Origin of the sequence: Sphingomonas sp. Leaf38 (genome assembly GCF_001421825.1) — a bacterium.
Lineage (GTDB): Bacteria > Pseudomonadota > Alphaproteobacteria > Sphingomonadales > Sphingomonadaceae > Sphingomonas.
Genome location: NZ_LMLD01000011.1, coordinates 29,664 through 41,812 on the forward strand (window position 1 = coordinate 29,664; position 12,149 = coordinate 41,812).

Consider the following 12,149-nt stretch of genomic DNA (forward strand, 5'->3'; position numbering starts at 1 on the left):
CCGGAACGGCAAGCACCTTTTCAACATTGTGGTGAGATTCGTCGATTTTGTTGTGCACTGCACAAAGCGGTCAGGCGATTCACGATTCCGCTTGGCGACTCCCCGCATAGAACATTACAAGAACAATTGTGAACGAGTCGTCCGCCCTGATTGCCCGCCTGAAGCGGATCGCCACGACCGGGATACCGACCCAGGGTGACGGCCGGCCCGACGATGCCTGGCTGACACAGGGCATGGCCAAGGCGCAGCTGCACGAGATTTTCGCGAGCGTCGACGATTCGGCGAGCGGCGCGGGGTTCGCCGTCGCCACCCTGTTGGCGGCACGTGCGGCCCCGGTGCTGTGGCTCAGGACCGAGGCGAGCGAGCGTCAGGGCGGGCGGCTACATGCGACCGGACTGGTCGAGATGGGGCTCGACGTGACCTCGCTGGTGCTGGGATTGGTCGAGGACGAGGCGGGTTTGCTGCGTGCGGCCGCCGATGCCGCGCGGTGCCATGGACTGGGGACGCTTTTGATCGAGTCCTGGGGTCGTGCGCCGAAGATCGACCTGACCGCGACGCGCCGGCTGATGCTGGCCGCCGAAGCCTCGGGCGTGACGATCCTGAGTTTACGCATTGGTGCAGACCCGGTGCCGAGCGCCGCGGCGTCGCGCTGGCAGGTCGCGGCGTGTCGGTCGAGACCGCTGGAGGCCGACGCGCCGGGCAAACCTGCCTTCGATATCGAATTGCTGCGTCGACGCGGAGGCCAGGCCGGGCTTCGCTGGCGTGTGGAGTGGGACCGTGACGCGTATATTTTCGACCAAACCGCCTTCGTCTTTGGCGATCCCGCGGCGCTACCTGGCGCTGGTATTTCCGTGGCTGCCGATCGAGCGGCTGCGGACGATGCGGCCACATCTGTTCGTCGGACGGGCTGAGACGCCGATCGCGTTCGTCGAGACGGTGTCGGGCGGGGTCCGGCTCAAGGCGCTCGACCGCGAGGCGATGAGGGCCGGACTTCAACCGGGGCTGACACTGGCGGATGCGCGTGCGCGGGTGCCCGAGCTGGAGGTGTACGAGCATGACGCGCATGCCGATCACGAATGGCTCGAGCGGCTGGCGGACGGATGTCAGCGCTATACGCCGTCGGTCGCGCTCGACGCGCCCGATGGGCTGATCCTCGATATCGCCGGGTGCGTCCACGAGTTCGAGGGCGAGCGGCGGCTGGCGGCCGATCTCGAGGAACGCCTCGCACGACGTGGGTTGCTGGTGCGCCACGCGTTTGGCGACACGCCCGATACCGCGCGCGCATTGGCACGCTATGCGGGCGCCCCTGCCCCCGATGAAAAGCGTGCGGTCAAGCGGTTGCCCGTCGCCGCGCTGGGCCTCGACGAGGATGCGACGACCGCGCTGTCGCGCGCGGGGCTGAAAACGATCGGCGACGTGATGGCGCGCCCGCTCAGCGTGATCGCGGCGCGGTTCGGCGAAGAGGCGGCGATGATGATCCGCCGGCTCGACGGATCGGTGAAGGGGCCGATCGTCGCGCGGCGCACGGTGTCGAAGATCGGCGTCGAGCGCCGCTTCGCCGAACCGATCACACGGACCGAATACGCGCTGGACATGCTGGCCGAGCTCGCCACCGAGGCCGCCGCCCAGCTGACCAAGCGTCACGAAGGCGGCCGGCGGTGGGAGGCGCGGTTATTCCGCGCGGATGGCCTGGTCCAGCGGTTGCGGATCGAGACCGGCCAGCCGACGCGCGACGTCGCGCTGCTGATGCGGCTGTTCCGCGAGCGGATCGACAGCCTCGCCGATCCGCTCGACCCGGGGTTCGGCTACGACCTGGTCCGGCTCGACGTCGCGCTCGCCGAAAAGCTCGATGCCTCCCAATTGAAGCTGGAGGGCGGCGAGGCGCAGAAGGGGGAGGTCGCCGCGCTCGTCGACCAGCTCGGCACGCGGCTGGGGCGCGCGCGCGTGCGCCGGTTCTCCGCGCGCGAGAGCCATATTCCCGAACAGGCCGAGCTGATGCTGCCCGCCGCCGAGACCCCTGCCCCGACGCCGTGGGTGGCACCCGAGACGGGCGAGCCGCCGCTGCGCCCGATCTATCTGTTCGATCCGCCGCAGCCGATCGAATCGATGATGGCCGAGGTCCCCGACGGGCCGCCGCACCGCTTCCGCTGGCGGCGCACCGTGCATGACGTCGCGCATAGCGAGGGGCCGGAGCGGATCGCGGGCGAATGGTGGCGGCGGCAGGACATCCCGACGCGCGATTACTACCGGATCGAGGACCGCCGCGGCCGTCGCTTCTGGATCTTCCGCCACGGCCTGTACACCGAGATGGAGGCGCCGCGCTGGTACCTTCACGGCGTGTTCGCGTGACCCCTCCTGTGTCATGACCGGGTTCGCCGAACTGGTCGCGGCGACCAATTTCTCGTTCCTCGACGGGGCCAGCGATGCGGGCGCGATGGTCGGCCGCGCGGTGGAGCTCGGGCTCGGCGGGATCGGGATCGCCGATCGCAACACCGTGGCGGGCGTGGTCCGCGCGCATCAGGCGTTAAAGAAGGCCCGCGACGGTCTGCTGGGCATGGCGATGCCGCCAGTCGACTTTCGACTGGTGGTCGGCGCGCGGCTCGTGTTCGAGGACGGCACGCCGGACATCGTCGCCTATCCCGCGACGCGACGCGGCTGGGGGCGGCTGACCCGGTTGCTGACGGTCGGCAATCGCCGTGCGGAGAAGGGCGGATGTATTCTCGGGCTCGGCGACCTGATCGCGCATCACGCGGACATGATGCTGGTGGTGATGCCAGAGAGCAGCGCGCGCGGCGCAACGCCGGTGTCGCCGCTGCCCGAGGGGGATGCGCTGCCCGAACGGAGAGAGCGCGATCTGGCGACGATCTTACGCGCGGTGAAGCGGCTGGGTGCGGAGTCGATCTGGCTGGGCGTGACGATGCCGCGCGGCGGGCGCGATCGGCGGCGGCTGGCGGGGCTCGGCCGGATCGCGGATGCGGCGGGCGTGCCGGTGGTCGCGACCACCGACGCGCTGTACGCCTATCCCGACGATCGCGACCTGCACGACGTCGTCACCTGCATCCGCGAGCGCACGACGATCCACAAGGCGGGGCGACTGCTCGCGGCGAACGGCGAGCGGCATCTCAAACACGAGGAGGAGATCGCGCGGCTGTTCCGCGATCGCCCCGACGCGGTGGCGCAGAGCGCGCGGCTGCTGTCGCGGATCACCTTCACGCTCGACGACCTGAAGTACGAATATCCGCACGAGCCGATTCCGGCGGGATGGGACGCGCAGGCATGGCTCGAGCATCTCGTCTGGCAGATCGCGCTCGACCGCTACGACTATCTCGTGCCGGCCAAGATGCTGAAGCTTTTGTACGAGGAGTTCGTGCTGATCCGCGAGCGCAAATACGCCTATTATTTCCTGACGGTGCACGACATCGTCCGGTTCGCACGCGCGCAAGATCCGCCGATCCTGTGCCAGGGGCGCGGCTCGGCGGCCAATTCGGTGGTGTGCTACCTGCTCGGCGTGACCTCGGTCGATCCGATGAAATACGATCTGCTCTTCTCACGGTTCGTCTCGAGCGAGCGCGACGAGCCGCCCGATATCGATGTAGATTTCGAGCATGAGCGACGCGAGGAGGTGATGCAGTATATCTATCGCCGCTATGGCCGCGAGCGCGCCGCGATCGCCGCGACCGTCATCCATTATCGACCCAAGAGCACGGTGCGCGAGGTCGGCAAGGCGCTCGGGCTGACCGAAGATGTGACGCAGCGGCTGACGAGCACGGTGTGGGGCAGTTTTTCCAGCCGGTTCCAGGAACAGCGCTTTGCCGAAACGGGGTTCGACGTCGACAACCCGGAGATCGCGCGGCTCCGCGGGATGGTCGACCGGCTGCTCGAATTCCCGCGCCATCTGTCGCAGCATGTCGGCGGGTTCGTGCTGACGCAGGGCCGGCTCGACGAGATGGTGCCGATCCATAACGGCGCGATGGAGGACCGCACCTTCATCGAATGGGACAAGGACGATATCGACGCGCTCGGGCTGATGAAGGTCGACATCCTCGCGCTCGGGATGCTCACCTGTATCCGCAAAAGCTTCGACCTGATGCGCGAGCATGGGCACGGCGATCACCTGCTCGACACGATCGCGGTCGCCGAGGATCCGCGCGTCTACGACATGCTGTGCAAGGGCGACAGCATCGGCGTGTTCCAGGTCGAGAGCCGCGCGCAGATCAACATGCTGCCGAGGCTCCGCCCCCGCGTGCTGTACGATCTGGTCGTGCAGGTCGCGATCGTCCGGCCCGGGCCGATCGAGGGCGACATGGTCCATCCCTATCTCCGGCGGCGCAGTGGCAAGGAGAAGGTCGAGTTCCCCTCGCCCGATCCGAAGTTCGGGCCGCCCGACGAGCTGCAGCAGCTGCTGCGCTTCACCTACGGCGTGCCGCTATTCCAGGAACAGGCGATGAAGCTGGCGATCGTCGCGGCGGGGTTCACGCCGAACGAGGCGAACCAGCTGCGCAAGTCGATGGCGACGTTCCGCAAGGTGGGCGGCATGGACAATTTCCAGGCCAAGCTGATCGGCGGGATGGTCGCGCGCGGCTATCAGGCGGAGTTTGCCGAGCGGTGTTTCAAGCAGATCGAGGGGTTCGGCTCGTACGGTTTCCCGGAGAGCCATGCGCTGTCGTTCGCGCGGCTGGTCTATGTGTCGTCGTGGATCAAATGCTTCCACCCCGCGGTGTTCTGCTGCGCGCTGCTCAATTCGCAGCCGATGGGGTTTTATGCGCCTGCGCAGCTGGTGCGCGATGCGGTGGAGCATGGCGTGACCGTGCTGCCGGTCGATGTGAATGCGAGCGCGTGGGACAATGTGCTCGAATCCTCCCCGGCACGGGGAGGGGGACCGCGCGAAGCGGGGTGGAGGGGGGCGTCCACGGACGGATCGCTTGCGGCCGGGCCCGTTGCGGACGGTGCGTTTGCGTCTGCCACCCTTCCGGGCGGGACGTCCGCGGCGCCCCCCCTCCACCATCCTGCGGATGGTCCCCCTCCCCGTGCCGGGGAGGATTTGCGGCTTGGGTTCCGGCAGGTCGATGGGTTCCGCCAGGACTGGGCCGACGAGATCGTCCGCGTTCGGACCACGCCGTTCGCCAGCATCGAGGATCTCGCTCGCCGCGCGAACCTGCCGCAGCGGGCGATGAACCTGCTCGCCGATGCCGACGCGTTCCGTTCGGTCGCCAAGCCACGACGCGAGGCGTTGTGGGACGTGCGCCGGACGCCGCCCAAGCAGCTCGCGCTGTTCGTCGCGGCGGAGGTGCCCGAACTTGGCGTGGAGCCCGACGCGCATCTGCCGGCGATGCCGCTGTCCGAACAGGTGGCCGCGGATTACCAGACGACTCGGCTGTCGTTGAAGGCGCATCCGATGAGCTTTCTGCGCGCGCGGTTCGCTGCGGAAGGCATCCTATCGAGTGCGCAGGCCAACGCCACCAAGGACGGCCGCCGCGCGAAGGTCGCGGGCGTGGTGCTGGTCCGCCAGCGCCCGGGCAAGGGCAATGCGATCTTCGTGACGATCGAGGACGAGACCGGGGTCACCAACGGGCTGATGTGGGCGCGCGATTTCGAGGCGAACCGGCGCGCGGTGATGGCGTCGCGGCTGATGGTGCTGGAAGGCGTGATCCAGCGCAGCGAGGAAGGCGTCACGCACCTGATGACCGCGCGCGTGCAGGATCGCAGCGACATGCTGCGGCTGTTGTCGGAGGATCACGCGATGGAGCCGCCGCTCGCGCGCGTCGACGAGGTGATCCGCCCGGTCGCGACGCGGAGTCCGGACGCTCGCGCGCACCACCCGCGCGCGACGCACCCGCGCGACGTCCGTGTCCTGCCCAAGTCGCGCGACTTCCATTAAAGCCGTCATCCCAGCGCAGGCTGGGATCCAGAGCCAAACGCGGCGGGTTCTATGGCCCTGGATCCTGGGTCGAGCCCAGGATCACGGGTAGTCGGCGCGGTTTGTCGTGCGTACCGATCCATCCTAGAGGTGGCATTCATCGCGAGCGCCCCCAAATAGCGCGCAGAACCACACGGGAGTTGAACTTGGCCACGCTTGGAATGTCCCCCGCGGAGAAGGACGCCGTCGAAGCGTTCCGTCGCGATGTCGTCGAACCGTCGATGACGAAGCTCGTGATCATCGATTTCTGGGCGGAATGGTGCGGGCCGTGCAAGGCACTGACCCCGACGCTCGAGAAGGTCGCCGCGGATTATGCCGACAAGGGCGTCGTGCTGGCCAAGGTCGATACCGACAAGAACCAGTTCATCGCCGCGCAATTCCAGATCAAGTCGATCCCGACCGTCTATGCGATGTTCCAGGGCCAGCTGGTCGCCGACATGACCAGCGCGCGCACCGATTCGCAGTTGCGCGTGATGCTCGACCAGTTGCTCAAGCAGCTGCCGATCGAGGCCGAGCCGGCAGATCCGGCCGCCGATGTCGAGCCGCTGATCTCGATCGGCGAAGAGGCGCTTGCCGCGGGTGACGGCGAGCGCGCGCTGGGGCTGTTCCGCGAGATCGCCGAGATCGCGCCCGAGCATCCGCAGGTCCATGCCGGCTTCGTCCGCGCGCTGGTCGCGACCGGGCAGCTCGACGAGGCGAGCGACTGGCTGGCGAACCTGGATCCGGCGATCGCGAAGGATCCGGCGATCCACCGCGCGCAGGCGGCGCTCGCGCTCGCGCAGTCCGCGCCGCCGGTCGAGGACCTGTCGCCGCTGCTCGCTGCGGTCGAGGCGAACCCCGACGACCTGGACGCCCGCTTCGCGCTCGCCAACGGCCAGATGGCGGCAAACGACCGCGATGCGGCGGCGGACACGTTCCTGGGCATCATCGCCACCGAGCGCGATTGGAACGAGGGCGCGGCGCGCGCGCAGTTGCTCAAGCTGTTCGAGGTCGTCGGGCTCGAAGACCCCTGGGTCTCTGGACAGCGACGGCGTCTGTCTGCGATCCTGTTCGGATGACCACCGAGTCGCCCCCCCGCGCTACCACGCGTCTGTCGATCTTCCCGCTGCCGGGGGCGCTGCTGTTCCCGGGCATGCATCTGCCGCTGCACATGTTCGAGCCGCGTTATCGGGCGATGATCAGCGACGCGATGGCGCGCGACCGGCGGATCGGCATGATCCAGCCGCGGGGCGGCCCGCATGACGACGCGGATGCGCTGTACGACATTGGCTGCGTCGGCAAGATCGCCGAGGTCGAGGCGCTCGACGACGGGCGGTACAATGTCGTGTTGGAAGGCATCGCGCTGTTCCGGATCGTCCGCGAGCTCGACGTGACGACCGCGTTCCGCCAGGTCGAGGCCGAGCTGCTGCCGGCGATCGAGGACGATACGCTGTCGCTGGGGCGGCGTTCGTCGCTCGAAATGGAATCGCGCCGGTTCGCGGATATGCAGGGCTATGCGGTCGACTGGGATGCGGTCGGACGGCTCGACGACGAGAGCCTGGTCAACGGCATCGCGCAGATCGCCCCGTTCGATTCGGCGGCCAAGCAGGCGTTGCTCGAGGCGCCGGACATCGAACACCGCGCCGAGCTGATCATCCAGCTGATGCAGTTTTTCGGGCGGCACGACGGAGACGAATCGGTGACGTTGCAGTGAGCGCGCTCGATCCCTGGCTGCTCGAGCGACTGGTCTGCCCGATGACGCGCACGGCGTTGCGCTATGACGAGCCTGCACAGGAACTGGTGTCCGAGGCGGCGGGTCTGGCCTATCCGATCCGTGACGGCGTTCCGGTGATGCTAGTCGAGGAAGCCCGACGGACCGACGTCCCCGCCTGATGCCTTCGGCCGATCGTCGGTTGTCGATTCTCGGCGCGGTCTGGGGAATCGGCCTCGTCTCATCGGGTTGGGCGCCGTTCGACCGCGCGACGTGGTGGATGGAGATCGCCCCCGTCCTGATCGCGTTCCCGGTGCTGGTCGGTCTGCGCCGCCGCTTCGTCTTCACCGACCTCGCGCTTCTGCTGATCGCGGTGCACGGCCTCGTGCTGATGCTGGGCGGCGCCTACACCTATGCGCGCGTGCCGATCGGGTTTGCGGTGCAGGACTGGCTGCATCTCGCGCGCAATCCCTATGATCGGTTCGGGCATCTGATGCAGGGATTCGTGCCCGCGATCGTCCTGCGCGAAGTGCTCGTGCGGACCGGCGTGATCGCTACGGGCCGGGTGCTGGCGATCACCGTGCTCGCTTACTGCCTGTCGGTCAGCGCGCTGTACGAGCTGATCGAGTTCGGGGCCGCGGTCGCGCTCGGCCAGGGCGCGGACGCGTTCCTGGGGACGCAGGGCGACCCCTGGGATACGCAATGGGACATGCTGATGTGCCTGATCGGCGCCGCGCTGGCGCTGATCCTGCTGTCACGGCCTCATGATCGGCAGATCGCCCGCCTCAGATCGTGAGGCCCTGCAACAGCTTGGGCAGATCGCCGCTTTCGCCGCGCGCCTCGGCCATGAAGCGATCCTTGAGTGGCGGGATCGCGTTGACCGCGCTGATCCCGAAACGCCGCACCGCGCTGGCGGTCTTGCCCGGAAGGCCGAACAGGCGGGTGAGCGTGTCGGTCGCCGCCGCGGTCATGAACGTGTCGAGCCCGCGCCAGCGCTGATAGCGCGCGAGCAACGCCGCATCGCCGAGATCGAGGCCGAGGCGCTTGCCCTCGACCAGCACTTCGACGAGCGTCGCCACGTCGCGGAAACCGAGGTTCAGGCCCTGCCCGGCGATCGGGTGGATGCCGTGGCCTGCGTCGCCGACCAGCGCGAGCCGCGTGTCGGTGATGCGCGCGGCGTGGTGGAAGCCGAGCGGATAGGACGAGCGCGGCGTCGCCATCGACAACGCGCCGAGGAATCCGCCCATGCTCTTTTCGGCTTCGGCGAGGAACGCGCGGTCGCCGAGCTTGAGCATGCCGGGCGCGTTCTTCGCATCGACCGTCCAGACGATCGCCGAGCGGTGGCCGTCGGCATCATCGGGGAGCGGGAGCAGCGCGAACGGGCCGCTCGAATAGAAGATCTCGTACGCCACGTCGCCATGCGAGAGGGCGTGGTGGAACGCGCCGATGATCGCGGTGTGATCATAGGACCAGCGCGCGATCGTGATCCCGGCGGCCTCGCGCGTCGGCGAGTTGCGGCCCTCCGCGGCGATCAGCAGCGGCGCGCGGATCACGTCGCCCGATTCGAGCGTGACCGTCACGCCCGATTCGGCGCGGTCGACCGTCGTCGCGCGGGTCAGCATGCGCAGGTCGACATGCGGTGCAGCGGTCGCGGCGTCGAACAGCGTGCGGCGGAGCAGCTTGTTCTCGTACATCGTGCCGAGCGCGCCATCGTCCGCGGCGGGGACGAAATCGAGTGCGCCCGGCTCCAGCCCGTCGCTGACGCGGATCTGGCGGATCGCACAGCCCTGCCCCGCCAGCGTCGTGCCGATGCCGATCGCGTCGAGCATGCGGTGGCTCGCGCTTGCGACGGCCGATGCGCGGCCGTCGAAGCCTGGCGCCAGCGTCACGGCAGGGTCGGCGGGATCGATCACGATCGTCGAGATGCCGTGCACGTCGAGCGCCACGGCGAGCGTCGCGCCGACCAGCCCGCCACCGAGGATGATTACATCTGTGTCCATGCCGCCGCTGTATCCCGCCCGCCGGTCGCTGCCAACGACGATCCGGGCACAGCTTAACCCGTGTTGTCGCGTGGTTACCTTGACGTTGCGGCCGCCGGGGGCGATGAAAAGTCGGGTTTTCGTACATTGAAGGATTGAGGGTCATGGCCAGCCGCGCGCAGCCAGCCTTGTGGCGTGAGACGGTGAAGGCGGGTGCCGTCCGCAGCGGTGCGCTGATCGCGGCGATCGCGCTGTTCGTCGGCACGCTGCTGATGGCGCTGGCGCTGGCGAGCTATCACCCGAGCGACCCGGCGCTCAACACTGCGTCGGGCGGGTCGCCGGCCAATCTAGTCGGGCCGCCGGGGGCGTGGTTCGCCGATATCGCGCTGACCCTGTTCGGGCCCGCGGTCGCGCTGCTGCTGCCGATCGGGCCGATCCTCGGGCTGCGGCTGTGGCGCGACCTGCCATTGGGCCACTGGGTGCGGATGATCCGCGGGGCTGCGATCGGCGTCGCGCTGATGGCGAGCGCGCTGGCGTTCGTCTCGGGCACGTCTGTGCTGGCGCTGCCGGCCGGATGGGGCGGCGTGATCGGCCTATCGGTTGCGAGCGCGGTCCACTGGGCGCTGAGCTTTGTCGGCGAGCCGGTCGCCGAGCTCTGGTCCGCCCGCGCGGTCGGGCTGGTCGCGGCGATCGCGGGTGCGATCGTCTGGGGCAAGAGCATCGAGATCGATCTCGGCGAACGCAAATGGCGCTTTCCCCGCCGCAATCGCACCGAGGCGCTGGGCTATGACGGCTTTGCGGAGGTCGACGAGGACGATGAGGAGCCGCTGACGCTGACGCGGAAGCCGGTCGAGCCGCGCCCGGTCGCCGAGCCCGATCCGCGCCCTGCCCCGGTCATCGCCGATCGCCAGAATGCGCCGAGTCAGGCCAAGCCCAAGGAGCGCCAGTCGTCGCTCGACCTGCGCGACAATTTCACGCTGCCCAGCCTCGACCTGCTGACCCCGTCGCCGCCGAGCCAGGGCAATGTGATCGACAAGGCGGGGCTCGAGCGCAATGCGCGGCTGCTGGAGAACGTGCTCGACGATTTCCACGTGAAGGGATCGATCATCGAGGTGCGGCCGGGCCCGGTCGTGACGATGTACGAGCTGGAGCCCGCGCCCGGCATCAAGGCGAGCCGCGTGATCGCGCTGGCCGACGATATCGCGCGCAACATGTCGGCGATCTCCGCGCGCGTCGCGGTGATCCCGGGGCGCAACGTGATCGGCATCGAGCTGCCGAATGCACGGCGCGAGGCGGTTTCGCTGCACGAACTCGTCGGCAGCCAGACGTTCGAGGACCAGTCGGCCCAGCTGCCGATCATCCTGGGCAAGAACATCGCGGGCGATTCGGTGATCGCCGATCTGGCGCCGATGCCGCATCTGCTGGTCGCGGGTACGACGGGCTCGGGTAAGTCGGTCGGCTTGAACAGCATGATCCTGTCGCTGCTGTACAAGCTGACGCCGAACCAGTGCCGGATGATCATGATCGATCCGAAGATGCTCGAACTGAGCATGTACGACGACATCCCGCATCTGCTGTCGCCGGTCGTCACCGATCCGGCCAAGGCGGTGCGCGCGCTGAAATGGGCGGTCGAGACGATGGAGGATCGCTATCGCCAGATGTCCTCCGTGGGCGTCCGCAGCCTCGCCGGGTTCAACGACAAGGTGCGTGGCGCCAAGGCCAAGGGGCAGCCGCTCGGGCGGAAGGTGCAGACCGGCTATCACCCTGACACCGGCGCGCCGATGTACGAGGAGGAGAAGCTCGAATATGACGTGCTGCCGCAGATCGTGGTGATCGTCGACGAGCTGGCCGATCTGATGATGACCGCGGGCAAGGAGGTCGAATTCCTCATCCAGCGGCTCGCGCAGAAGGCGCGTGCGGCGGGCATCCACCTGATCATGGCGACGCAGCGGCCGTCGGTCGACGTCATCACCGGCGTCATCAAGGCCAATCTGCCGACGCGGATCAGCTTCCACGTCACGTCGAAGATCGATTCGCGCACCATTCTCGGCGAGCAGGGTGCCGAGCAGCTGCTGGGCAAGGGCGACATGCTCTACATGCCCGGCGGCAAGGGCATCGTCCGCGTCCACGGGCCGTTCGTGACCGATGACGAGGTGCGGCTGGTGGCGGATCACTGGCGCTCGCAGGGGCTGCCCGACTACATCTCGTCGGTGACCGAGGAGCCCGAGGAGAGCTTCGCGCTGGAGGGATCGCCGACGGGTGAGGATTCGGCGGAGGACCAGCAATATCGCCAGGCGATCCAGCTGGTATGCGAGTCGCAGAAGGCATCGACCTCGTGGCTGCAGCGGCAGTTGCGGATCGGCTATAACTCGGCCGCGCGGTTGATCGAGCGGATGGAGAAGGACGGCATCGTCGGCCGCCCCGATCATGTCGGGCGGCGCGAGGTGCTGCGCGATACCGAGGGGCATGCGATCTAGCCATACGGCGCAATCCTCCCCCGCCAGGGGGAGGATCGGACGGACCTGCGAGCGTCTCGCCGCACACGATATGACGAGGGGTTTCG

At 68.2% G+C, this 12,149-nt stretch carries 9 protein-coding genes; 8 read left to right on the forward strand and 1 reads right to left on the reverse strand.

Annotated features, from left to right (window positions below; genetic code table 11):
• Nucleotides 1-128 precede the first annotated feature (128 nt).
• The 7 genes from ASE88_RS07530 (at nt 129) to ASE88_RS07560 (ending at nt 8,403) form a co-directional block, all read left to right on the forward strand.
• Entirely contained in the window at nt 129-911 is a 783-nt protein-coding gene (locus ASE88_RS07530; protein ID WP_056477285.1) for an ImuA family protein, read from the forward strand.
• Entirely contained in the window at nt 880-2,349 is a 1,470-nt protein-coding gene (locus tag ASE88_RS07535; protein WP_200910221.1) for a Y-family DNA polymerase, read from the forward strand. The genes ASE88_RS07530 and ASE88_RS07535 overlap by 32 nt, the downstream gene beginning before the upstream one ends.
• A gap of 13 nt (nt 2,350-2,362) precedes the next feature.
• Entirely contained in the window at nt 2,363-5,878 is a 3,516-nt protein-coding gene (locus tag ASE88_RS07540) for an error-prone DNA polymerase (protein ID WP_056477288.1), read from the forward strand.
• 200 nt (nt 5,879-6,078) lie between these two features.
• Nucleotides 6,079-6,975, forward strand: coding sequence for a tetratricopeptide repeat protein (locus tag ASE88_RS07545; RefSeq protein WP_056477291.1), 897 nt, complete (start codon nt 6,079-6,081; stop codon nt 6,973-6,975).
• Nucleotides 6,972-7,610: an LON peptidase substrate-binding domain-containing protein gene (locus ASE88_RS07550; protein WP_056477294.1), complete on the forward strand. Its 639-nt coding sequence runs from the start codon at nt 6,972-6,974 to the stop codon at nt 7,608-7,610. Before ASE88_RS07545 ends, ASE88_RS07550 begins: the two co-directional genes overlap by 4 nt.
• The gene (locus ASE88_RS07555; protein ID WP_055874981.1) at nt 7,607-7,789 is read left to right on the forward strand and encodes a Trm112 family protein; all 183 of its coding nucleotides are present in this window, start codon (nt 7,607-7,609) and stop codon (nt 7,787-7,789) included. Before ASE88_RS07550 ends, ASE88_RS07555 begins: the two co-directional genes overlap by 4 nt.
• Nucleotides 7,789-8,403 carry a DUF2238 domain-containing protein gene (locus ASE88_RS07560; protein ID WP_056477297.1) on the forward strand — a complete coding sequence of 205 codons (615 nt, stop codon included), beginning with the start codon at nt 7,789-7,791 and terminating at the stop codon, nt 8,401-8,403. The genes ASE88_RS07555 and ASE88_RS07560 overlap by 1 nt, the downstream gene beginning before the upstream one ends.
• Here the strand turns inward: ASE88_RS07560 and ASE88_RS07565 are convergent.
• Complete coding sequence (locus ASE88_RS07565; protein ID WP_056477300.1) at nt 8,393-9,607, reverse strand: UbiH/UbiF/VisC/COQ6 family ubiquinone biosynthesis hydroxylase; 1,215 nt, start codon at nt 9,605-9,607, stop codon at nt 8,393-8,395. The genes ASE88_RS07560 and ASE88_RS07565 overlap by 11 nt on opposite strands.
• 143 nt (nt 9,608-9,750) lie before the next feature.
• Between ASE88_RS07565 and ASE88_RS07570 the strand changes: the two genes are divergently transcribed.
• Nucleotides 9,751-12,063 (forward strand): DNA translocase FtsK, encoded by a 2,313-nt coding sequence (locus tag ASE88_RS07570; RefSeq protein ID WP_056477303.1) that lies wholly within the window; start codon nt 9,751-9,753, stop codon nt 12,061-12,063.
• The last annotated feature ends 86 nt before the right edge of the window (nt 12,064-12,149 follow it).